Source organism: Collinsella aerofaciens (assembly GCF_040926405.1).
Lineage (GTDB): Bacteria > Actinomycetota > Coriobacteriia > Coriobacteriales > Coriobacteriaceae > Collinsella.
In genome coordinates, this window is the sequence record NZ_JBCOIG010000002.1 from 27643 (window position 1) to 49330 (window position 21688).

The 21688-nt window shown below is 60.8% G+C and carries 20 protein-coding genes, 2 tRNA genes and 2 pseudogenes; 4 read left to right on the forward strand and 20 right to left on the reverse strand.

What is annotated here, in order from left to right:
- Positions 1 to 37: 37 nt before the first annotated feature.
- The gene (locus tag AB5758_RS01050) at positions 38 to 730 is read right to left on the reverse strand and encodes a 4Fe-4S dicluster domain-containing protein (protein WP_334204084.1); all 693 of its coding nucleotides are present in this window, start codon (positions 728 to 730) and stop codon (positions 38 to 40) included.
- 254 nt (positions 731 to 984) lie between these two features.
- On the opposite strand from AB5758_RS01050, the gene AB5758_RS01055 reads away from it, so the two are divergent.
- Positions 985 to 1308 (forward strand): type II toxin-antitoxin system RelB/DinJ family antitoxin, encoded by a 324-nt coding sequence (locus tag AB5758_RS01055; RefSeq protein WP_149926611.1) that lies wholly within the window; start codon positions 985 to 987, stop codon positions 1306 to 1308.
- On the forward strand, positions 1301 to 1777 hold the full coding sequence (locus AB5758_RS01060; RefSeq protein ID WP_368141192.1) for a type II toxin-antitoxin system VapC family toxin: 477 nt from the start codon (positions 1301 to 1303) through the stop codon (positions 1775 to 1777). Before AB5758_RS01055 ends, AB5758_RS01060 begins: the two co-directional genes overlap by 8 nt.
- Positions 1778 to 1918: 141 nt before the next feature.
- Here the strand turns inward: AB5758_RS01060 and AB5758_RS01065 are convergent, their stop codons facing one another.
- From AB5758_RS01065 to AB5758_RS01140, 16 genes are all read right to left on the reverse strand, one after another.
- Positions 1919 to 2920 carry a hypothetical protein gene (locus tag AB5758_RS01065; protein WP_161145201.1) on the reverse strand — a complete coding sequence of 334 codons (1002 nt, stop codon included), beginning with the start codon at positions 2918 to 2920 and terminating at the stop codon, positions 1919 to 1921.
- 334 nt (positions 2921 to 3254) lie between these two features.
- Positions 3255 to 3328: transfer RNA gene (locus AB5758_RS01070), tRNA-Gly, on the reverse strand.
- A gap of 6 nt (positions 3329 to 3334) precedes the next feature.
- Positions 3335 to 3411 (reverse strand) — tRNA-Pro (locus AB5758_RS01075).
- 91 nt (positions 3412 to 3502) lie between these two features.
- Positions 3503 to 4861 (reverse strand): branched-chain amino acid transport system II carrier protein, encoded by a 1359-nt coding sequence (brnQ, locus tag AB5758_RS01080; protein WP_161145492.1) that lies wholly within the window; start codon positions 4859 to 4861, stop codon positions 3503 to 3505.
- Between the two features lie 77 nt (positions 4862 to 4938).
- On the reverse strand, positions 4939 to 6078 hold the full coding sequence (locus AB5758_RS01085; RefSeq protein WP_368141191.1) for an aminotransferase class V-fold PLP-dependent enzyme: 1140 nt from the start codon (positions 6076 to 6078) through the stop codon (positions 4939 to 4941).
- Complete coding sequence (locus AB5758_RS01090; RefSeq protein ID WP_161145490.1) at positions 6075 to 6326, reverse strand: putative Se/S carrier protein; 252 nt, start codon at positions 6324 to 6326, stop codon at positions 6075 to 6077. The genes AB5758_RS01085 and AB5758_RS01090 overlap by 4 nt, the downstream gene beginning before the upstream one ends.
- 19 nt (positions 6327 to 6345) lie before the next feature.
- On the reverse strand, positions 6346 to 6972 hold the full coding sequence (yedF, locus tag AB5758_RS01095) for a sulfurtransferase-like selenium metabolism protein YedF (RefSeq protein ID WP_161145489.1): 627 nt from the start codon (positions 6970 to 6972) through the stop codon (positions 6346 to 6348).
- 61 nt (positions 6973 to 7033) lie between these two features.
- Positions 7034 to 8083, reverse strand: coding sequence for a selenide, water dikinase SelD (gene selD, locus AB5758_RS01100; protein WP_161145488.1), 1050 nt, complete (start codon positions 8081 to 8083; stop codon positions 7034 to 7036).
- 70 nt (positions 8084 to 8153) lie between these two features.
- A complete protein-coding gene (locus tag AB5758_RS01105; RefSeq protein ID WP_238022729.1) occupies positions 8154 to 8918 on the reverse strand; it encodes an acyl-CoA dehydratase activase in 765 nt (254 codons plus the stop codon).
- 155 nt (positions 8919 to 9073) lie between these two features.
- Positions 9074 to 10237: a double-cubane-cluster-containing anaerobic reductase gene (locus AB5758_RS01110; protein ID WP_161145486.1), complete on the reverse strand. Its 1164-nt coding sequence runs from the start codon at positions 10235 to 10237 to the stop codon at positions 9074 to 9076.
- 154 nt (positions 10238 to 10391) lie between these two features.
- Positions 10392 to 11675, reverse strand: coding sequence for a double-cubane-cluster-containing anaerobic reductase (locus tag AB5758_RS01115; RefSeq protein WP_368141190.1), 1284 nt, complete (start codon positions 11673 to 11675; stop codon positions 10392 to 10394).
- Positions 11676 to 12104: 429 nt separating this feature from the next.
- Complete coding sequence (locus AB5758_RS01120) at positions 12105 to 13175, reverse strand: sulfate/molybdate ABC transporter ATP-binding protein (RefSeq protein WP_368141189.1); 1071 nt, start codon at positions 13173 to 13175, stop codon at positions 12105 to 12107.
- 3 nt (positions 13176 to 13178) lie between these two features.
- Positions 13179 to 14621 (reverse strand): molybdate ABC transporter permease subunit, encoded by a 1443-nt coding sequence (gene modB, locus AB5758_RS01125; RefSeq protein WP_238022730.1) that lies wholly within the window; start codon positions 14619 to 14621, stop codon positions 13179 to 13181.
- A gap of 68 nt (positions 14622 to 14689) precedes the next feature.
- Entirely contained in the window at positions 14690 to 15565 is an 876-nt protein-coding gene (modA, locus tag AB5758_RS01130; RefSeq protein WP_161145483.1) for a molybdate ABC transporter substrate-binding protein, read from the reverse strand.
- 203 nt (positions 15566 to 15768) lie between these two features.
- Positions 15769 to 16248 (reverse strand): MogA/MoaB family molybdenum cofactor biosynthesis protein, encoded by a 480-nt coding sequence (locus AB5758_RS01135; protein ID WP_022095222.1) that lies wholly within the window; start codon positions 16246 to 16248, stop codon positions 15769 to 15771.
- A 10-nt stretch (positions 16249 to 16258) separates the two neighbouring features.
- On the reverse strand, positions 16259 to 17521 hold the full coding sequence (locus AB5758_RS01140) for a molybdopterin molybdotransferase MoeA (RefSeq protein ID WP_161145482.1): 1263 nt from the start codon (positions 17519 to 17521) through the stop codon (positions 16259 to 16261).
- Positions 17522 to 17731: 210 nt separating this feature from the next.
- On the opposite strand from AB5758_RS01140, the gene AB5758_RS01145 reads away from it, so the two are divergent.
- Together AB5758_RS01145 and AB5758_RS01150 are read left to right on the forward strand one after the other, a co-directional pair.
- Entirely contained in the window at positions 17732 to 19153 is a 1422-nt protein-coding gene (locus AB5758_RS01145; protein WP_192923967.1) for a chloride channel protein, read from the forward strand.
- An 87-nt stretch (positions 19154 to 19240) separates the two neighbouring features.
- Positions 19241 to 20203: a diacylglycerol/lipid kinase family protein gene (locus AB5758_RS01150; RefSeq protein WP_161145481.1), complete on the forward strand. Its 963-nt coding sequence runs from the start codon at positions 19241 to 19243 to the stop codon at positions 20201 to 20203.
- An 86-nt stretch (positions 20204 to 20289) separates the two neighbouring features.
- On the opposite strand, the pseudogene AB5758_RS01155 reads toward AB5758_RS01150, so the two are convergent.
- The 3 genes and pseudogenes from AB5758_RS01155 to AB5758_RS01165 form a co-directional block, all read right to left on the reverse strand.
- Positions 20290 to 20601 (reverse strand): annotated as a pseudogene (locus tag AB5758_RS01155) (peptide chain release factor-like protein); the annotation flags it as partial.
- A 152-nt stretch (positions 20602 to 20753) separates the two neighbouring features.
- Positions 20754 to 21332 carry a xanthine phosphoribosyltransferase gene (locus AB5758_RS01160; RefSeq protein ID WP_055286127.1) on the reverse strand — a complete coding sequence of 193 codons (579 nt, stop codon included), beginning with the start codon at positions 21330 to 21332 and terminating at the stop codon, positions 20754 to 20756.
- A 157-nt stretch (positions 21333 to 21489) separates the two neighbouring features.
- Positions 21490 to 21688, reverse strand: a pseudogene (locus AB5758_RS01165) (MFS transporter); the annotation flags it as partial.

Genomic DNA, 21688 nt, shown 5'->3' on the forward strand with positions numbered 1-21688 from the left:
TACTTATTTGACAATCATTGGGCCTGTCGCCCGACGCTTACGCCTCGTTTTCGATGGTGGCGCGGGCACGCTCGGCAGTCAGTTCTGCCAGACGCTCCTCGTCTACCAGGGTGAGGCCCTTGGTCGGACACGCCTCGGCACACGCCGGACCGCCGGGACGGTCCACGCACAGGTCGCACTTGAGCACGAAGCTCTTAGTCTGCGAACCCACGCGAACGTCACCCATCAAGACGGGGACCTGCGTGGTCGCCACGCTCACGGCGCCAAAGGGGCATGCCATGACGCAGCTCTTGCAGCCGATGCAGTTGTCCTCGTTGACGCCGATGCGATGGTTCTTTGGATCAAAGAACAAGGCGCCCGTGGGGCAGGCCTTGGCGCACGGAGCGTCCTCGCAGTGGTGACATGCCACCGGCGCGGAAATCTCGTAGGTGCGCGTTACGCGCAAGCGAGGTGCGGCGATGTTGCCGGGAATATCGTGCGCCTCGATGCACGCCGCCATACAGGTTTGGCACCCAATGCAGCGTGAAGAATCAGCCACGACTCGTTTATTGCCCATGTTGTTCACTCCCTCCTGAATCCCATGCCGGAGAGACCCTGTCGACGTTGCCCCGGACCGCCCGTGGTCCGGCATCGACGAATCGAATGCATGCGGCGAAACATGCACTCGGTAGAGTTTCTCCAACGATATACAGGTTAAATATACGCAGTTGCAGGGGGCAAACTTGAGCATAGGCCCTGCAATACGGGTGTATTGCAGGGGTTTTGGCAGGTTGGAATTATTCTCTAGAAGCTATAAAGGTGAGTGTATTACATGCGTACATCCAAGGGAGATTTCACGCTCGTTTCTGAAAGATGTAGTACGTTTGTAATATCGTTTACACTCAATTACTCTAGTGCAATAAAGTAGTGGTTGTAAGATTGGCTATTATTAGCCGATGTTGTATTTGACTATTCAAATTGCACGCTCATTAAGGGAGGCCAGTGATGTCATCGACTCAAAAACGAGCCATCCTGCAGGTGCGCATTCGCGAGGAAGACAAGCAGCATGCCGAGCGTCTCTACGACGCCATGGGCACATCGCTCGCCGAGGCTGTCCGTCTATTTGTCGCGCAGAGTATTTTGATGCGCAAGCTCCCCTTTCAGCCGGTCGCCGTGCGCTCCAAGGACGGCACGTCCGCCTATGGACTGCTCAAAGCATATGGGGACCCCAATCGCCGCTCCGAGGAGCGCAATGCCTGGATTGAATACCTAGCCACAGAAAGCGACGAGTCGGTTTTGGGTCCCGAGGAAGTAGATATCCATGAGTAGCACCATCATCGACGAGACCGTCATCCTTCGCTACCTGCTTGACGACGACGAGGTCCTGTCACCGCGCGCTGCCAAGGTCATCGCCACGCGCACCGCACGTGTCTACCCCGAAATCATCACGCGCGTCGTGGTCACGCTGCGCGACGTCTATAAGGTTCCCCGCGTTGAAATTGCTGCGGCCATGAAAAGGCTGCTCGATGACGTCATGGTCGACGAGCCCACCGTTGTCGCCCTTGCCGTCAAACTCTTCAGCAAGACCCATATGGACTTTACCGACTGCCTCCTCGCAGCCCGAACCGCCATCTACAACGATGATGTCGTGAGCTTTGGCAAGCCCATCATCCAAGGCATGATCGACTACCGCCGCCAGCGCCAAACCGCCGCCGACGCCCGCAGCCGAAGCACCGACGCCCGCGGACACGGCACCGACTCCACCATCGACAAGCTCCGCCACCACGGTCGCCACTAACCGGCAGGCAACGGCATCGCCCGCCCCTCAGCCCCATCCCCTCCTAAGTTGCGGTGAAATACGGACTGTTTCATGCCTTTAAAGGCCTCGATAGTCCGTATTTCACCGCAACTTATTGAAGGTTGGCTGCGAACGATTTCTCTATCGGGAGTCGGCGTAGGGTTTTGTTGTCGGAATACCGTAACCGCGCATCATGGCACCGAACGATTCTACTTCGTAGGTGTCCGAGAGTTTGAAATGAATGACGTTGTGGCCCATGGCGCGAAGGTTCGCATCGCGCATGAGGGCCGCTCGATAGGTTTTTGCCGCCGCTTGCTCCGGATCATTTTGAGCTTCGTCTTCAAACTTACCCAGCCCATGCAGCTCTGCCAGCGTCCATGAGCCGTCTGGCATCTGCCAGCCATAATCTGCTAGATAATAGCCAGCGTTTCCTGGTCGCGGTATCTCAACTTGAAGCTCAGGCGCGGCAACCCCAGCGAGAATCATCGCTGCTCTCGCCTCGGACTCGCCGCCATTGTCTGACCTGCCATCCATATGCTCAAAAACGTCAAAAGCACGCGCGATGCCATGCAACCCTCGGCAATTTGCCTGCGCATATGCCCGCAGCTCTTCGCGTTCGACATCGTACTCACGGGCCAAGCCATCGACATAGCCCAGCGCATAACGAAAGGCGCTCGTTCGAGCGATATCAACAACCGTTCGATACGGATCCGTCAGCGTAAACAGACCGAGACGCCACACTTCGCCCACCCGCCAGCGCTTGTATTCAACGAACTCATACGTATCACGCCTTGTAGACCGTGGCAGCAGTACTTGCACTTTATCCAGAAGCGTATACGCCGAGCCGATGCCGTAGAGCAGCGCTGCTGTCGATCCGCAAAACACAGCATCCGGTTCAACGACCGCAATAGCGGATGCCAGCTGAAAGATGCGATCTTCAACCCCAAGATTATTCCAATAGACCGGATCCGCATACACGTGGTTGTAAAGACGAAGCATGAGCTCTTCCTGCATAAGCTCACGCGCACGGCGTTCATCCCAAGGATCAATTGTTATAAGCAGCTGTCCATCTTGATGAATTCCAACGGCCGAGAATAGCATTCTTGCATATGACTGCGGAAAATGTTTGCCTTTATCGAGCATGGCCAACCCCATAACCATCACGGCGGAGAGAATACCATTACGCTATCGCATGCTTCCGTCCGCAGGCCTTGCCAAAAGCTGACCAAAAGCTTGACGTCGCAGGTCAGAGCTTCAAAAAATATTTCCACTCTCGGTAGACGGTCGCTACGACCCTCCCAACGGCATCAAAATCCAACCTTACAAATAGTTGCGGTGAAATACGGACTACATGGGCCATAAAAGCCGGAAAACAGTCCGTATTTCACCGCAACTTAGGAGGGGATGTGGGGTCCCCGGTATGTATATGAAAACGGCTCTGGCACCAAATAGAGCCAAAGCCGTTAAAACTATCCTATGGAGCGGGCGACGGGAATCGAACCCGCGTCATCAGCTTGGAAGGCTGGGGTTCTACCATTGAACTACGCCCGCAAGATATGGTCGGGACGACAGGATTTGAACCTGCGACATCCTGCTCCCAAAGCAGGCGCGCTACCAAACTGCGCCACGTCCCGAAGGTGTTGAGCAGCTAAGGTCTAAACCTTGCGTGTCCCAAAGCGAAGGAAATTATAGGGGAGACTCCCCGCCTGTGCAAGCGCAGAAACCCTAGCTCCTCGAATGTGCGACAAACCGGCTGTGGAGCAGACCGATCGCAAACGCCACCACGGCGACCGGCGCCCACGCGGCGCCGATATCTGCCAGGGGAAGCGCATCAAAGGGCAGCCACGTGCCCCCAAAGAACGCATCGCGGACCGAGGTGATCACGCTCTGCACGGCAACCACACCGCCGACCCAGACCCACACCTGCGGATGAGCGTCGCAAAAGCCGTGTACCAAACCCATGAGAACCAGCACGATGGCGACGGGATACAAGGCGTTAAGCATGGGCACCGAGAACATAAGGATCACGTCGAGGCCCACGTTGGAGAGCACGCACGAAAACGCTGCGAACACAAAGGCGAGAACCGCAAAGGGACGGCGCATGGCCTCCTCGGAAGCCTCCGCTCCCCCTTTAACCACATACGTCTCGCAGAAGTAGCGCGAGCAGCAGCTGATGAGGCCGATGCACACGTTCATGCAGGCGAGGAAGAAGATGGCGAAGACCACGACCGTGCCGGCAAGGCCAAAGTGCATGGAGGCAGAGCGGGCAAGGATGGCGGCGCCGTTGGTGGCGTCGGGCATCACGGTGCCGAGCTGCATTCCGGCAAGGCCCAAGCCACAGTAGATGATGGCCATGAGCACGCCGGCGATAACGCCGGAACGCGAAATCTCAAAGGCCACGCGCTTGTCATCGGTAACACCCAGCTCGTGGATGGTCTCGGCGATGATGATGCCGAAGGCGAGCGACGCGAGCAGGTCCATGGTCTGATAGCCGGTCAAAAAGCCCTGCACGGCAGCGCCTGCATCGTAGGGAGCCTGAGGCACGGCAGCGGGTCCCAGCGGCGAGATCACGGCAGCACCCACAACCAGCACGATGAGCGCAATGAGCGCAGGGCCCGTAATGCGGCCGAGCACGCGTGTTATGACACCCGGACGCAGCGTGAGCACAAACGCGACGACAAAGAAGCCAACGGCAAACACCAGACGAGCCGTGCCAAGCGAAACGCCCTCGGGCAGCAGCGGCACCAGCATCTCGAAGGCCGTGGAGCTCGTACGCGGAATGGCCAGGCACGGGCCGATGGCCAGATACACCGCCGCGACAAAGAACTCACCGAACTTGGGGTGCACGCGGCCGGCAAGCTCGCGCGCCGTTCCGGCAAGCGCCACGGCGATAAAGCCCATGACGGGCAGGCCGATGGCGGCAATCAAAAAGCCAACCATGGCAAGCGGTGTGGCCGTGCCGGCCTGGAGCGCCAGCAACGGCGGAATGATGAGGTTACCGGCGCCAAAGAGCATCGAGAACAGCGCAATGCCGACGGTAACGACATGGTCGGAGCGCAGGCCGCGCGGAGCGGATGAGGCCATAGGCACACCTTTCGGGTCGAAACAAAAACGGGACGGGCAAATACACCCGTCCCGCAAGTATAAACGGTCTAGCAGCTTTAGCAGGCTAAATCGCACAGAGCATCGATAGCCGTGTCGACTTCTTCGGTAGTGTTGAAATACCCAAACGAGAAGCGGACGACGCCCTGGCGCTCGGTCCCCAGCGCACGGTGCATGAACGGGGCGCAATGGGCGCCGGGGCGCGTCGAAATCCCCCACCCTTGCATGAGCGCATCCGAGATCTCGGCAGAGTCGATATCGGCTACGTTGAGCGACACAATCGCAGAGCGCGCCTGCTGGTCAAAGGCACCGTAGAGCTTAATCCCCGGAATCTTGCGCACACCGGCAAGGAAGCGATCAGCGAGCGCACGCTCGTGGGCAGCAATCGCCTCGACCCCACCCTGGGCCTCGATAAAGTCGAGACCAGCGGAAAGTCCCGCGATGCCATGACCGTTGAGCGTGCCCGCCTCAAGGCGCGTGGGCCACCCAAGCGGCTGCAGCGCATCGAAGCTGTGCACGCCCGTGCCGCCCATGGCCCACGGAGCCACGTCAATGCCCTCCGCCACGGCCAGGCCGCCGGTCCCCTGCGGACCCATGAGCCCCTTGTGACCGGTAAAGCACACGACGTCGAGCCCCATGGCATCCATGTCAATCTTCGCCGTGCCGGCAGACTGCGAAGCATCGACGATCACCAGCGCGCCGGCCGCATGCGCGATGGCAGCCACGCGCGCAATGTCGACCGCGTTGCCGGTCACATTGGAGGCGTGCGTCACCACCACAGCACGCGTACCGGGCGTGACAAGCCGCTCGAGCTCGTCGTAGTCGAGCACGCCGTTGGTATCACAGCCCGCATGCTCAACCGTCACACCCTGCTCTGCCGCCAGGCGGTTGAGCGGACGCAGTACGGAGTTGTGCTCGAGCACCGTTGTGACCACACGGTCGCCGGGGCGCACCACGCCATTGATGACGGTGTTGAGCGCCGCGGTGGAGTTGGGCGTAAAACAAACATGGTCAGCACGCGGGCAGCCCAGCAAGCGCGCAAGCTTGGCGCGGCAGCCGTGGATGGTACGTGCCGCATCGAGCGCACCCGAGGTGGCACCGCGCCCAGCATTGCCGAGCGAGCACATCGCCTGCGTCACGGCATCGATGACCGTCTGCGGCTTGTGCATGGTCGTCGCCGCGTTATCCAGGTAGATCATCGCACGACCTCCCACATATTAATCACGGTATAGCCCTCAGTGGGAACGCCCGCCGCGGCGAGTTCGCCGCGCAGCAGCTCCTCATCGACAGGCAACGCCTTCCACGCCAAACCGCAGCCGGCAGCGACCTCCCCGGGCACGGGAATCGTCCGCCCGGGAAGACCGCGCTCGATGCACAGGGACTCGCAACCCATGGCGGCCGCCGTGGTGGGAAACGTGATGACAAGCGCCGGGCGCTTCTCCCTCATGGCAACTCCAACCAATACGCTACGGGCGCACGACGCGCACGGCCTGCTCCATCTTCTCAACGATCACGTACATGTTGGTGACCTCGCCCACCGCAAGCTGGTCCTTAATGCCAAAGTGGTCCAGGCAGGTACCGCAGGTGAGAATCTCGACACCCTGCTCCGCCAAGCCCTTCAGGTCATCGAGCACCGGCGAGCCCTCGACGGTGAGCTTGGCACCGCCGTTGTAAAACAGCATAGTCGCGGGCAGCTCCTCCTGCTGCGTCACGGCAAAGATGAAGGCCTTCATGAGCTTGTGGCCCAGCTCATCGTCGCCGCGGCCCATGCAGTCGGTGTAGACGGAAATGACGAGCTTGCCCTTGCCGGCGCTGGCATTACAGAAGACAGCGCCATCCTGCTCGGGATCGGCCACGGCAACGGCGCCAGAGGTCGCCACGGTCACGTGCCACTCGGCGTCAGAAACCTTCTCGACCGAGGCCGTGCAACCCTTCTCCTGCGCCATCTTGGAGATGTTCTTGACGGCGGTCTCGTTATCGACCGAGGTCACGACGGTGCCCTCGCCATCGAGCTGCTTCAGAGCTTTGAGCGTCTTGACGACGGGCAGCGGGCAGGCATCGCCCATGGCATTGACTTCAATCTTGGTAGACATAGTAAATTCCTTTCGAAAGAACCGTTCTAGAGAACGGTAAACAGTTACATAAACGTGCGGGTTAGCGAACAACGCGAACAGCAGGACCGCCCGGCACCGGCTCGCACACGCGGCCGATTGTGGCGGCAACGCGCCCCTCAGCGTGCAGACGACGCGCAAGCTCATCCACATCCGCCGCGGGCGCCGCAATTAGCAAACCGCCCGAGGTCTGCGGATCGTACAGCGCATCCAGCATTCCCGGCTCCAAGTCATCGTCAGCTGTCACGCGCGGGCCAAAGAAGTCCTGGTTGCGGTAGGAGCCCGCGGGGATAATGCCCAGACGCGCCATGTCAAGCACCTGATCAAAGAGCGGCACCGCCCCCGACGCAAGCTCAATCTGCACGCCCGAGCCCTCGGCCATCTCGCACGCATGCCCGATCAGGCCAAAGCCCGTAATGTCGGTGCAGCCGTGAAGCTCAAGTCCCTCGGCCAAACGAATCGGAGCCTCGTTGAGGGTGCGCATCGAGTCAAACATGGCCGCGGCCTCATCTTGCTCGATAAGCTCGCCCTTAATGGCCGTGGTGATGATGCCCGAGCCGATCGCCTTGGTCAGCAACAGGACGTCGCCCACGCGCGCGCCGCTATTGGCAAGCATACGATCGAGCGCGACAAAGCCGCTCACGGACAGGCCGTACTTGGGCTCGTCGTCGTTGATGGTGTGGCCGCCCGCGATGGAGCAACCCGCCTCGACGCACTTGTCGGCGCCGCCCGCCAGAATCTGACCTGCGACCTCGACGCCCAGGCAACTGGGAATGCACAGCAGGTTCATGGCATGGCTCGGCCGCCCGCCCATGGCGTAGATGTCCGACAGCGAATTGGCCGCGGCGATCTGGCCAAACAGAAACGGGTCGTCGACCATCGGCGGGAAGAAGTCGACGGACTGAACGAGGCCCAGGTTATCGCCGACGCGAAGGACGCTCGCATCGTCGGAGGTATCGAACCCCACGAGCAAGTTGTCGTTATGCACATTTGGCAAATCGCCCAGGACCTGGGCGAGGGCTCCGGGAGCCAACTTAGCGGCTCAACCGCTCGCGGCAGTCATAGACGTAAGCTTAATCTGATCGTCAGCCATCGATACCTCCTCTCATCGGTCAATCATTTTCTCCCAGTATACGCATGAATGCGAGCCTACGGCGGATGCATTAATTGAGCGCCTGTGCGCGAATCGCCGCGCCGATGGCACCGGCGAAGCGGGCCTGGGGCGAGGTGGTGACCGGCGACCCCAGCAGCGCCGCCAGCCGCTCCACAACGTAAGCGTTCTCGCACAAGCCTCCCGTCAGGTAGTACGGAGCACCCGTCGCCTGCCCGGCCATAGTGGCCACGCGCGAGACCACGCTGTCGATCACGCCACGCGCAATGTTCTCGCGCAGCTCACCGCGACCGATCAGGCTGATAACCTCGCTTTCGGCAAACACCGTGCACATGCTGCTGATCTTGGTGGGCTCGCCGGAACGCGCCAGGTCGGCCATCTGCTGCTGGGAAATGCCCAGGCGGTCGGCCATGATCTCCAAAAAGCGCCCCGTGCCGGCGGCGCACTTGTCGTTCATGGCAAACTTGGCCACGCGGCCACTTTTAAGCTGAATGACCTTGGTGTCCTGACCGCCCACGTCGATCACGGTGCCGTGGTCGCCAAACAGACGCACGGCACCGGTGCCGTGGCAGGTAATCTCGGTCACGACCTTGTGCGCATAGGGCACGGCGACACGACCGTAGCCGGTCGCGATCACACGCACGTCGTCGGCAGCCACGTCATAACCCGCCGCTGCCAGTGCCTCGCGCAGCCGCTCGGCAGCATCGACCGAGGAGAACCCGGTTGGCTGCACGCACGTCCACGACACCGAACCCTCCCCGTCGACCACAGCAGCCTTAGCCGCCGTAGACCCGATATCGATCCCGATCCTTATCATGGCTCTCTCCCAATCTAAACATCAAAGGTAGCGGCGCGTTCAGGCGCCTTAGCTCTAGGTTTCTCAGGTGCCGGAGATTGCCCCGAAAGAGGAGCGCAGCGTACTTTGGGTACGCAAGCGACGGTTTGAGGAGCAAGATCCGGTGCCTGAGGAAGCTAGAGAGTTTCGATGAAGGCGACGATGCGCGTCTCGATCTGGCCCATGTCGCCGTTGCTGTAGTCGGTCTCGATCTTCATATACGGAATACCCGCACCCTCGACAGCCTCCTGCATGCGCGCACTCTCCACGTTAAAGGTGTGGCACGCCTGGAGCACGCTCTCCACTACGCCATCGACGTGATACTTCTCGCACATGGCCAGCGTGTTTTCCATACGACCGTCGCTGGGCGTCATGACCGAGCAGTTGATATCCAGGTAGCGGTCGGCGATGGCGCGAAGGATGTCGGGAGCCTCCGGGTCGATCATCATGGCCGCCGTGCGCTCGCCCGAGCAGTCGTCCATGCACACGACCACGCCGCCGTTGGACTCGATGGTGCGACCGATCTTGTTGATCACGCCGCCCACCGGGCAGCCGGTGATCAGAATGCGCTTGGCATCCGCCGCGATCGGGCGCTCGCCTGCATCATAGGCCTCGCGCAGCTTGGCGACCTTTTGCTCCAGCTGCTGCGTATAGGCCTCGATATCAAAGCTGAACGTACCGGCAAACATGGTGCTCATCAGGTCGACGCCGCTCATGGCCGCCGGCTGGTTGGCCTGCAGCGCAAACATCTCGAGCTGGGCCGCACGCAAGCGGTTGCGACGACGGACGGCAGCGCGCAGGTCATCGTCGGTAATCGTGATGCCGTAGAAGCCCTCGAGCTCCTCCTTGAGCAGGCAGCACTCCTCGTACCAGCCCTCGCGCTCGTAGGCACGGTCGCGACCCTGCGGAAGATGCAGAATGTGCGTGCGCTTGAGCTCGTTGAGCAGCTCGTACATCTTCTTTTTGCCGTCGCAGGTGGTCTCGCCGATGATCATGTCGCTAAAGTACGTAAACGGGCACTTTTGCGAGTAGGCAAAGCCATAGGTCGACTTGATGAGCGGGCAGAGATTTGCCGGCAGCACCTTCTCGGCCTCGGGAATCACCTCATCGGACGTACCGCACAGAGCCACGCTCGAGGCGCCCGCGGCATCGATAATCTCGAGCGGCGTGTAGCTGCACAGAAAACCGATCAGGCGATTACCGGCCTGCTTGTAATCCTTGACGCGAATAAACGCCGCCTTGCGCTGCTCGTTGAACTCCTCAAACGTGGACGGCAACGGCTGCTCAATATATTCCGGCATATAGCTCCTTAACAAACCTTTTAACCAACCAAGGAAACGGCTTTCCCAGGTGCCCGAGGTTGCCGTGAAAGAGAAGCGCCGCGTACTTTGGTACGCAAGCGACGGTTTGAACGGCAAGACCGGGTGCCTGGGGAAGCCGCCGAGACGGATAGCTCTAAATGGTTTCCAAGAAAGCCTCGATCCTGGTTTGCAGCTGACCTGCGTCCTCGCCGGCGTAGTCGGTCGTGATGTGCATAAACGGAATGCCGGCCTCCTCGGCGGCCTTCTCCACGGCAAACGACTCCATCTCGTAGAGCGTGCAGAACTGCAGAGCCACGTCGACGATGCCGTCGGCATGCAGGTCCTTGGCCATCTGGACAATGTCCTTCATACGCTGGTCGTTGGGCGTAAAGACGGCGCAGTTGATCCTAAAGTAGCGCTCGGCGATGGCATCGAGCATCTCGTCGACCGTCTCGCCGGACTCGTCGACCAGGTCCTTGTAGTAGCGCGAGCCCGTGCAGGACTCCTCGCCTACCACAACGCCGCCGGCCTTCTCGATAAGGTTGAACAGCTTCCAGTTGGGCACGGCCATGGGCGTACCGGTGTACAGGATGCGCTTGGTCCCCTTGGGTGTCACGCCCTCGCCGGCCTCGACACGCTGCTCGCACTCAGCCGCCATATCGTTGATGGCTCCGGTCAGACGCGGTGTGTCGTCCATAAAGGCGGCCTGAACGGTCAGCAGGCTGTCGAGACCGCTGATGGGCGCAGGGTCGGCAGCGCGGGTCGCAGCGAGGCGCTGCAGGGCGCGGCGCTTCTCATTGACGGCGTGGATGGCAGCCTTCAGGCCCTCGGGCGTAATCTTGACGCCGCACTCGTCCTCGATCTTGGCGGCGAGCTTCTTGACCTCGGCCTTCCAGGTCACGAGCGTCGACTCGTCGTGCACGTTGGGAATATCCATGACGTACATGTTCTTTTGCGTGGCAAAGAACTCGTAGGCTTTCTTCTTACCGTCGCAGGTGTTCTCGCCTACCACCAGGTCACTCGACTCAATGTAGGGGCAGACCTCGCCCAGCTTAAAGCCGGCAAAGCTCTTGATAAGCGGGCAGGTGTTGCGCGGCAGGTGCTCCTCGACCTTATCGGTTGCCCAATCGGCACCCGAGCACAGGCCCACGGGAATGCCGTCACAGGCAAGCACGATCTCCTCGGGCACGTACACGCAGAACGAGCCGACGATCTTGGTGGCCTCGCCGGCCTCCTTCTTGTCGAGCATCTCCTTAATACGGCCGCTGTGGATGTTGGTGGCGACAAAATCCAGGTAGGACGTGGACTTGGGGCGATTGTTCTGCGTCAGGAACATATCGCCGTACATCTGGCCCACGGCGCCCAGCAGCATGTCGTGGTCGGCAAGATTCATGCCGAGGCTCTCCCACATCGGATGGAAATCGAATTCTTCAGCCATGACGGTTCCCCTCTCGAACCAAATACGGATAACTACGGTATTGCTGCACGGTGGGTGGCGAAAACCCAGCCGTGCTCAAACCCGGAATTTTGGGGAACCTGCTTTGCAGCTGATTATTTAGCTGTGCGTCGTCTCTCCCGGAGCCGTGAACATACCTGCTCATATGCGGCTCCGAGCCATATACAGGGCGCGCACGGCAACGCGACGCGAATATGTCTTCTGCGGCATCGGCGCGCCCTCCTTTTCTCGTCGAAGGTAACTATATCAACGGTTGTCGTCCAGACGAACACCGCCGACATTCGTACGACAGCGTCGTGTACCGTCGTTTAATAAATAATTATCTTGATTGATAAGAGTTTGTCATCCCCCATTCGGCAAACAGCAAGACAAAGCCGCCGGGGCTTATATCCCCGACGGCATTACCCGGCGCTACCGACAAACCAAATGAATCTTATTCGCATCGAAGTGCATGCGCAGCGTCTCGCCTGCTTGCGGCAGCTCGTCGACAGCTACGTTCACCTTGTTGACCTTCCACTGCAGACGCGTGGGCGCATCAGCACGCGGCACGTCTAACAGCACCAGCCGCTCAAAGCGCGAATCGCTCACTCGGGCCACATGCAGGTCGTAGCTGTTACGACCCCGCTCAGCACGGTTGTCCACATGGAAGTAGCTTGCGCGAATGCCCAGGTATGCCACGTCATCGGGAACCTCGCGGCCCACGTTGAAGGTCATGCCCCAGTCGAGGGCCTCAACTTCTTCGTCGCCGATCTTGCGCGCCCGGCTTGTGTTCTTGCAGCCCGTCAGGCGCAGCGCCGCCAGCGTCTGCGGGCGGCGAACCACGTCCTCGACGGAGCCGATCTCCTCCACATGCCCGTCGTGCATCACGCAGATTCGCTGGCACAGGCGGCACGCTTCGTCGATGTCGTGGCTCACGTAGAGTACGGTGCGGTTGCACACATCGAACAGGTCGAGCATGTTCTGCTCGAGGGCGCTCTTAAGATAGGAATCGAGTGCGCTCATGGGCTCGTCGAACATAAAAATGCCCGGATGCGCCGCCACCATGCGGGCAAGCGCCACGCGCTGCTGCTGCCCGCCCGAGAGTCGTGCGGGATAGCGGTCGACAAAATCGGCCAGACCGAAAATGCTCAGATAGCGCTCGGCGAGCTTTTTGCGCGCGGCGGCGTCACCCGCGTCCTTTACACCGGCGCATACGTTATCGGCCACTGTCATGTTAGGAAACAGCTGATAGTTTTGGAACAGCAGAGCGCATTTGCGCGCCTGGGGCGACAGGTTGATGCCCGCCGCCGAGTCAAAAAAGGTCACGCCGTTGACGACAATCTTGCCCTCGTCGGGCGTCTCCACACCGGTGATGCAGCGCAGCGTACAGCTCTTGCCGCAACCCGAGGCGCCCAGCAGGGCCACGCGCTCCTCGCCGGCCTCAAGCTGCATGTCGAGCACAAACCCGGGATAACGTTTCTTAATATCCAAAACGAGCGACATAGCTTATCGACCTCCCCGCGGCGCCGCATCATCACGCATGAGCTCGGCCAGCGCCTCGCGATCGATACGCAGCGCATCGCCGCCGACTGGGTCGAGCGAATCGCCCTGTCCGGCGAGACCTTTGGCCTGTTTGCGCTCCGCACGGGAAAGGCCACGTTCGCGATACTTTTGCGAATGCGCCGTGTACATATTGATGAACAGAATGACCAGGAAGCTGAACGCGATTACGACCACGACCCAAAAGAGGGCCACCGACGTATTGCCGCCCATCCACTCAAAGTAAATCGCAATGGGAATGGTCTGCGTAATACCGGCGTAGTTGCCCGCAAAGAACAGGGTGCAGCCAAACTCGCCCATCGCGCGGGCAAAGGCGAGCACCGTGCCGGCGGCAATCGAGGGCCAGCCAAGCGGCATCATGAGCTTGGCAAAGATGCGACGCTCGGACCATCCCAGGGTTCGCGCGGCGTCGAGCATCTGCGCGTCAAGACTCTCGAAGGCTCCGAGCGCCGTGCGGTAAACCAGCGGAAACGACACGACGACGGCCGAAATGACCGCCGCGGGCCACGTAAAGACGATCGAGATGCCGTGTGCGATCAGCCACTGGCCCACCCCGGTCGAGCGGCCAAACAGCATGAGGAGCAAAAAGCCGCAGACCGTGGGCGGCAGCACCATAGGGATGGTAAAGACCGAATCGAGCAAACCCTTCACGCGGCTCGTGGTACCCATGGTCTTCCACGCGGCAAACAGGCCCAGCGCAAACGCGATCACCAGGGCAAGGCCGCTCGTTTTTATGGACACCCAAAACGGGCGATAGTCGATGCCGCCCAATAAGGAGGCCAGAGAGGCCAAGGGGCCCTGCTCATCCCGCAACACGACAGACGATGCCTCTACCATTTGAGCGCTATCAAGCCAACGCGCGCCGCCCTTGGCATCACCCGAGGCTGATGCAATCACCACATAGCGGTCCCCATCCGCACCGCGCTCGTCAAAGCCATAGGTATACCCGCCGGCATCAAACGTTGTTTCCGCCGTGACATACCAAGGGAGATCCACGTCCCCTAGCTGCGCGCCTCCCATGCAGTTTGCGCTGTCGAGCTCACAGACGAGGGCCTTGAGACCCGATACGGACTCGTTATCCTGCGGATCCAATCCATACTTCTCGACCGCCTTGGGCGATATCCACACCACAACGCGGTCGGCAGCGAGCGCCGCTACAAGGTCCACGTCCTCGTCAACGGGAAACCGGTAGCCCTCAGGCTGGCCCTCCATGTCACGAGCGGTCCCCTTGGCCAACCGCTCAAAACCCTCGATCCCATAGGAAAGCCCATGAGCGGTCGCAGCAACCTGGGCCCCGTCCTCAGCGTTCCCAGCAAACGCAAATCCCGGCACCCAGCAAAGCGCGAAGGTCAAAGCGCAGGCGACAAGCATGCGGAATCTATTAAGCACGAAAAGCTCCAAGCGAATACAAGGACGGAGTGAAACACAAAACGATGGAATTATCGCGCCAAGCCGCACTACGCGGAAAGCTCAAAGCCGTACTTAGCCCAAATCTTCTGAACCTTCTTGTTGGACAGGCAAAAGTCGATAAACGCCTTGGCCTCGTCGGCATGCTCGGAGCTTTCGGCAACGGCGCCCGGGTACACGATGGGCTTGTGCGAATCCTCGGGGCACACGAAGGCCTCCTCGATGCCGTCGTAGCGGAAGATGTCGGAGCTGTAGACAAAACCGGCCACGCAGTCGCCTGTGGACACATAAGCGGCGGCGGTGCCCACCTTATCGGCCAGTGCGACCTTGTCGGCGATCTCGGGAGCATACTCGCCGTCGTCGCCCTCGGTGCCGGTGTAGAGGCCCACGGAAGCCAGGGCCTGGTTGGCGTACTTGCCGGCGGGGACGGTCTTGGCGTCGCCAATGGCGATCTTGCCGTCCAGATTCGCGACGTCGGCGATGGCCTCGACCTTGGTGTCAGAGCCCTCGGCGCGGATGATCACGAGGTCGTTGACGAACATATCCTCACGTGTGTCGGCATCGACGAGCTCGGCGGCTTCGGCGTCGTCCATGGTGCCCTTGGAGGCCGTGATGAGCACGTCGACGGCGGCACCGGCGCGCATCTGCTCGACAAGGTCGCCAGACGCCTTAAACTGCGTGTCGGCAAACGTGGTGCCGGTCTGCTCGGTGTAGAGCTCCTGAACCTCGGGCAGAGCTTTCTCGAGCGAGTTAGCGGCAAAGACCTGCAGCTCGACAGCCTTCTTCTTAGAGGAAGACTTGACGGAGCCGGCATCGGAACCAGCGGGCTCGGACGTCTTGTTGCCCGAGCAGCCGGCAAGGCCAAGGCCGGCGGCAGAGGCAGCAGAAAGCGAGACAAAACCGCGGCGTGAAACCATATCGAACATATTCAACCCTTTCGAACGCTATGCCCGGGCACCCCGCCGCAGGCTTTATTCTGTTACTAGATTATACTTCCGCGCGAATAATGATAATGAGAAATTATTCTCGCTAGAGAATATAGTTTCGAGTTGCCGTGCACCTCGGCGTCGCTTCGGCGGAAAACAAAGGCGGAGCAGCCGTTCAGGTCGCCCCGCCGCAGGTAAACCGCTTATTTGGTATGTCCGCCGCCCGCCGTCATTTGGGCCGCATGCTCCAGCTGATCGCTCACGGCCTCCCAGCTTTCGCGGGCCGCTTTCGTGGATCCCGGAAAGTTGATGACAAGCGTATGCCCACGCTGCATGCACACGGCGCGCGAGAGCATAGCGCGGCGCGTCTTGGTCATGGAGTACGCGCGGATTGCCTCTGCAATACCCGGCACATCGCGGTCGCAGACGGCACGCGTCGCCTCGGGCGTCACGTCGCGCATCGAAAGTCCCGTGCCGCCACAGGTGAGCACGACATTGGCGTGGCACTCATCGGCAGCTTCCACAATGGCATCACCGATCTCGCTGGCGTCGTCGCGCACGACCACATGTGAGACGACCGTCCAGCCCTGCGCCTCGATAAGTTCCTCGAGTGCGGCTCCAGCCTCGTCCTGAGCAAGATCGCGCGTATCCGAGCACGTCACGATCGAAATCTTCAACTCCATAGTCTTCCTCCTACAACACCGTGCCCTCGGGCAGGTCGACACGCACGACATCCACGACGTCGCCCGCCTTGAGCTCGCACGGTCCTTCGTCAATACGCAGCAGGCAGTTGGACCGCTGCATCGTGCCGAGCAGCGCCGAATTCTGCGTCTTGGCCTCGGTCACCAACAGCTCACTGGTCTCGGGGTCGCGCAAAACCGTGGCGCGATCGAAGAAGCGTCGGTCCTGGCGCTTTTTCACGCCGTGCGTGAGCGTCGCCTGCTGCACGGGACGCACGCCCTCGGCAAAGCCGCGCATCTTGCGAATCGCCGGACGGGCAAGCATCTCAAAGCCCACATACGCCGCGGCCGGATTGCCTGAAAGCCCTAGGTAGGGCTTGCCCCCGAGTAAGCCAAACGTGATGGCCTTGCCCGGACGCATCGAGATGCGATCGAACAGCACCACGCCCTCGCGCCGGACGAGCGCCGTCACGTAGTCGTAATCGCCCGCCGAGGCGCCGCCGCTCGTAATGACAAAATCGCACTCTCGCGTGGCGCGATGCACCAGCTCGCCAATCGCCCGCTCATCGTCGGGCGCAATACCGTAGAACACGGGCTCGGCGCCGGCATCGAGCGCCTCGGCCATCAGCGCCGAGGAGTTGGAATCGCGAATCTGACCGCGCGCCGGTACCTTACTCGGTGCGACCAGTTCCGTGCCCAGCGAGATGATGCCCACACGTGGGACAGCGTGCACCTTCACGCTCGCGTATCCGGCGCTTGCCAGCAAGCCGGCGCCCGCCGGAGTCACAACCTCACCAGCACGCATCACGACTTCGCCGGCATGGGCCTCCTCGGCGGCAGAGCGAACGTTCTCCCCCACCTTGGCCGGCGCCGAAAACCTCACACGCGAGCCCTCGTTGCCGTCACCGTCGAGCACATCGACGATCTCGTACTTCACCACGGCATCGGCACCCTCGGGCACCGGCGCGCCCGTCATGATGCGGACCGTCTCGCCCGCGCCGATTGCGTCCCCAAACACATGACCCGCGGCCTCATGTCCGATAACATCGAGCGTCACCGGCGCCTCGCCAGATGCCTGCGCCAAGTCCGCCGAGCGCACGGCATATCCGTCCATAGCGCTGTTGGCAAACGGCGAGATGTCGATATCGGCCACCGCGTCCTCGGCCAGGGGAAGACCGGCGGCCTGCCACACGGGAATCTCGACGAGATCGGTCGGAGCAACGTGCGACAGGACAATCGACTGTGCGTCATCCAGCGGAATGAGTTTCTCTGCCATATGCACCTCTTAATGCCACGGCGCACAACAGGGGCGCCGATTCTTTATGCTTGTCTCAGTATAATCCCCCGTCGCACGACCGCGACTCGGCCTGTACCAGTAAATACACCTGTCGGCCGCAAGCCGCGAAACAGAATGGAAACCAACCCACCGGCTCGTCGCGTTTGCCGCGTTTTATAATGCTTGCGTTGCAACCTAAAAGAGGAACGTATGGCTCATAACGACAAACCCGAAAGCGCAAACGAAACGCAGGATCATTCCCAGCCGCTCGACGATGGCGGCTTTTTCTCCCTGAACGACGTCATCACGGCAGGCAGGCATAAACTTACCCGCTCCGAGCATCTCTTGGCTGCCGACACGCGCCGCAACGCCCGCAACCTACTCGCGAGCGCCAAGTTGCTCGCGCTCGTCGTCATTGTCTCGCTCGCCATGGGCGTTGCCGCTTGGGCGTTTTTGGCCTCGCTGAATATCGCCACCGACTATCGCGAGCACCATGTGTGGGTCTACGCCTTGCTTCCCGTTGTGGGCGTTGCCACCGCATGGGTGTACAAAAACCACGGTCTTGCCGCCAAACGCGGTAACAACCTGGTCATCGACTCCGCTCTGGGCACACGCCTCATCCATATGCGCATGGCCGTCCTCACCTTCGTCTGCTCCACGCTCACGCACCTAACGGGCGGATCGGCCGGTCGCGAGGGAGCCGCGGTGCAGATTGGCGGCACCATCGCCAGCAACATCTCGAGCCTCGCCCACCTCAAAAAGCATGACCACCACGACCTCATGCTCGCCGGCATCTCGTCGGCCTTTGGCGCCGTATTCGGCTCGCCCCTTGCCGGGGCTTTCTTTGGCATGGAGATGTGCTTTATCGGCAAGATCGACTACACCGCGGGCATCTACTGCCTGGTCGCCTCGTTTACCGGCTACTTTACATCACTCGCCCTAGGTACCGAGTACGAGGCGAATGTTATCGCCAGCGTTCCCAACATGACACCACGGACGGTTGTCATCGTTGTTATCAGCGCCATTATCTTCGGTCTGACGGCACGCCTCTTTGCCTGGTCAGTTCGAACCGTCAAGAGCCTGTACGGTCGCTTTATCACCAATTATCTTATTCGCGCACTCATAGGTGCACTCGTGGTTTTGGCCGCCTATGCCCTTCTCGACGCTTGGAACTACGCCGGCCTTTCCACGTGGCTTTCCGGCGCCGGATTTGCCGGCAACACCACCCTGGCGGACGCAGCCATCAAGTTGGTCGTCACAGCGCTCACCCTGGGCGCCGGCTTCCAAGGCGGCGAGGTCACGCCCCTGTTTGGTATCGGTGCGGCGCTCGGCGGCTGGATCGGTTGCCTCGTCGGAATCGACCCCAGCTTTCTGGCAGCGCTGGGCATGCTCGGCGTGTTCTGCGCCGGCCTCAACGTGCCCATCACCACCTGTATGATGGCCATCGACCTGTTCCACGGCACGGCAGCCGGGTTCTTTGTCATCGTGGCCTTTATCAGCTACCTAACCGCCGGACACCGCGGCGTGTACCCCGCCCAGCGCATCATCTCGCCCAAGCGCCGTTCGCTTATTGTAGATGAGGGCGGTACGGTAGCGGATGCTATCGAGCGCCACAACGACCTGATAGAGTAGACGTAAGTATTCGACGTGCAGCCACAATCGGGGGCAATTCGACCTGAGCGCGACCGCACCGTCACGTCATACGCCGGGAGTCGCCCCATGCACGCAACTGATTTTGGCCGCACGCTCATCATCGCCAACCCAGCCGCCCAGTCGGGTGCGGCGCACGAAGTTGCCGAGCGCCTGCAACGCTTTTTGGATATGACCGCGCGCGCATCCCAGTTTGACCTGGTGCTGACCGAGCGCATGGGACACGCCAAGGAGCTGGCCGCACAGGTCGAGGGCTATCGCACCGTTATCGCTCTTGGCGGCGACGGCGTGATCCACGAGGTCGTCAACGGACTTATGGCGCAAGAGGAGGACGCCCGCCCCGCTCTTGCCGTCCTACCCGTGGGCTCTGGCAACGATTTTGCCCAAACGCTCGGCATCGACGATTTCTCCGGTAAGGATTTTGGCGCGCTGCTCACCTGCGAGCTGCAGCGTCAGGACATCGGGCGCATTCGCTCGTGGAGCCCTGCGAGCGGCAGCGGCGAGGCTACCGTTGAGTACTACGACCAGACGCTTTCGGTCGGCATCGATGCCGCCATCGGCCTTGGCACCACCGAGCTGCGCAAAAAGACGGGCCTCGCCGGCGCTCCGCTCTACACCCTCTCGGGCCTTGAGCAGTTTGGCCTGCGCTACCGCAACTATCCCATGACGGTGAGCTTTGACGGTGCGCCCGCCGAGCGCGTGCGGGCGATTATCATGGCGATTCAGCTGGGCCCCACCTATGGTTCGGGCTATCGCATCTGCCCCGACGCCGACCCGTGCGACGGCATACTCGACGTCTGCTACGCCTGCGGCCCCGTTCCGCGCGCGGTCGCGCTTCCCATGTTCCTTTCGGCCAAAGATGGCCACCATACCAAGCTGCCACCGGTTCGCATGTGCCGCTGTCGCCATGCCGAGCTCACCCTTGAGGAGCCCGACTACCCCATCCAGGCCGACGGCGAGCCCGTTGTCGCCTCGCGCATCGAGGTCGACATCCTCGCCGGCGCCCTCCACGTCTGGCACCCCACCCGCTAACCCCACCTAAGTTGCGGTGAAATAGGGACTGTTTATGCATCTAAAGCCGCAAAACAGTCCCTATTTCACCGCAACTTATGAGGAGGCTATTCGTCGCTGCCCGGTTTGCGACGGTTGGCCTTTTTAATGGCGTTGAAGTGCTTGTCATTAAGCCTGCGCTGGCGAGAGCGCTGAGGCACCTTGGTCTTTACGCGTCGACGCGGTGGACGCCCGCGACGCTCAAGCTCAGCGCGCAGCTTACGCAGGCAGCTCGCGCGATTCTGAAACTGGCTGCGGCTCTCACGCGCCGTCACGACAATCCCCGTGGGCCCATGTTTCATGCGCACCGCAGAGTCCGTCGTGTTCACGCCCTGCCCGCCCGGACCCGTCGCGCGAAACACCTGTACCTCGCAATCGCGCGCCAGCTCCTCGACCGACATCTCGGCATAGCGCGCATACTCACGCCATCCCATCTTGTTCTCATCCATATCAGCACCTCCCCTCATACAAAAAATGTGACAAAGGGACAGTCCCTTTGTCACATCGCATACCAATCGCTTGTGTTGCGCGCTTAGGCGAAGGTGATCTCGCCGTTCTCGCAGTCCATATCGGCGATACGGGCCAGGCTCTCAACGCGGAAGCCGCGTTTACGGAGCTTATCGCCGCCGCCCTGGAAGCCCTTCTCAACGGCAATGCCAATGCCGGCAACTTCGGCACCCGCAGCCTCGCAGATCTTAATAAGGCCCTCAAGCGCGCAGCCGTTGGCCAGGAAGTCGTCGATAATCAGGACCTTATCGCCCTCGGACAGAAAGCGCTTGCCGACAATGACCGGGTACTCCTTCTGCTTGGTAAAGGAATAGATGGTCGTGGCATACTGCTCGCCGTCAAGGTTGATGGACTGGGCCTTCTTTGCAAAGACCACCGGCACGCCGCCAAAATGCTGAGCTGCGATGCAGGCCATACCAATACCCGAAGCCTCAATCGTCAGGATCTTGTTGATCTCGACACCCTCGAACAGACGGGCCCATTCGGCGCCCATGTGGTCGAACAGCTCAACGTCGCACTGGTGGTTGAGGAAGGCATCAACCTTAAGGACGTTACCGGCCTTTACGATGCCGTCATGGCGAATACGATCCTCAAGCTCCTGCATGGCGCAACCCCTTCTCGCGGCAACGATACCGCGCGATTAATAAACGTTGTTCGATAGTCTACCACGGACCGACCCCCGCCCGCCCCACAAGCCGCATCGCACCACAAACCAGTCTTTTTGGGACAACGCAAATCGTGGCAGACAGCCTCCCAACGCACTAATGGCGGGCGCGCATCTTCACCAAACGCACCATGGCGAGCGCAAAGCCCACAGCGGCCACAGCCATAAGCACGTAGAACACCGAGCGAAAGCCGAACAGGAACACATCCGGACGGCCTGCAACAATACTGGTCACGGCCTCGCCCATCGCCACGCTCATCTGCCCATAGAGGATATGCGAACCTGCCGTAATACCC

What these genes read in the sequence shown, in the direction of transcription:
- AB5758_RS01050 (WP_334204084.1), bottom strand. Translation starts at nt 730, where the DNA reads ATGCTCAAGTTTGCCCCCTGCAACTGCGTATATTTAACCTGTATATCG.
- AB5758_RS01055 (WP_149926611.1), top strand. Translation starts at nt 985, where the DNA reads ATGTCATCGACTCAAAAACGAGCCATCCTGCAGGTGCGCATTCGCGAG.
- AB5758_RS01060 (WP_368141192.1), top strand. Translation starts at nt 1,301, where the DNA reads ATGAGTAGCACCATCATCGACGAGACCGTCATCCTTCGCTACCTGCTT.
- AB5758_RS01065 (WP_161145201.1), bottom strand. Translation starts at nt 2,920, where the DNA reads ATGCTCGATAAAGGCAAACATTTTCCGCAGTCATATGCAAGAATGCTA.
- brnQ (WP_161145492.1), bottom strand. Translation starts at nt 4,861, where the DNA reads ATGGCCTCATCCGCTCCGCGCGGCCTGCGCTCCGACCATGTCGTTACC.
- AB5758_RS01085 (WP_368141191.1), bottom strand. Translation starts at nt 6,078, where the DNA reads ATGATCTACCTGGATAACGCGGCGACGACCATGCACAAGCCGCAGACG.
- AB5758_RS01090 (WP_161145490.1), bottom strand. Translation starts at nt 6,326, where the DNA reads ATGAGGGAGAAGCGCCCGGCGCTTGTCATCACGTTTCCCACCACGGCG.
- yedF (WP_161145489.1), bottom strand. Translation starts at nt 6,972, where the DNA reads ATGTCTACCAAGATTGAAGTCAATGCCATGGGCGATGCCTGCCCGCTG.
- AB5758_RS01105 (WP_238022729.1), bottom strand. Translation starts at nt 8,918, where the DNA reads ATGATAAGGATCGGGATCGATATCGGGTCTACGGCGGCTAAGGCTGCT.
- AB5758_RS01110 (WP_161145486.1), bottom strand. Translation starts at nt 10,237, where the DNA reads ATGCCGGAATATATTGAGCAGCCGTTGCCGTCCACGTTTGAGGAGTTC.
- AB5758_RS01115 (WP_368141190.1), bottom strand. Translation starts at nt 11,675, where the DNA reads ATGGCTGAAGAATTCGATTTCCATCCGATGTGGGAGAGCCTCGGCATG.
- AB5758_RS01120 (WP_368141189.1), bottom strand. Translation starts at nt 13,175, where the DNA reads ATGTCGCTCGTTTTGGATATTAAGAAACGTTATCCCGGGTTTGTGCTC.
- modA (WP_161145483.1), bottom strand. Translation starts at nt 15,565, where the DNA reads ATGTTCGATATGGTTTCACGCCGCGGTTTTGTCTCGCTTTCTGCTGCC.
- AB5758_RS01135 (WP_022095222.1), bottom strand. Translation starts at nt 16,248, where the DNA reads ATGGAGTTGAAGATTTCGATCGTGACGTGCTCGGATACGCGCGATCTT.
- AB5758_RS01140 (WP_161145482.1), bottom strand. Translation starts at nt 17,521, where the DNA reads ATGGCAGAGAAACTCATTCCGCTGGATGACGCACAGTCGATTGTCCTG.
- AB5758_RS01145 (WP_192923967.1), top strand. Translation starts at nt 17,732, where the DNA reads ATGGCTCATAACGACAAACCCGAAAGCGCAAACGAAACGCAGGATCAT.
- AB5758_RS01150 (WP_161145481.1), top strand. Translation starts at nt 19,241, where the DNA reads ATGCACGCAACTGATTTTGGCCGCACGCTCATCATCGCCAACCCAGCC.
- AB5758_RS01160 (WP_055286127.1), bottom strand. Translation starts at nt 21,332, where the DNA reads ATGCAGGAGCTTGAGGATCGTATTCGCCATGACGGCATCGTAAAGGCC.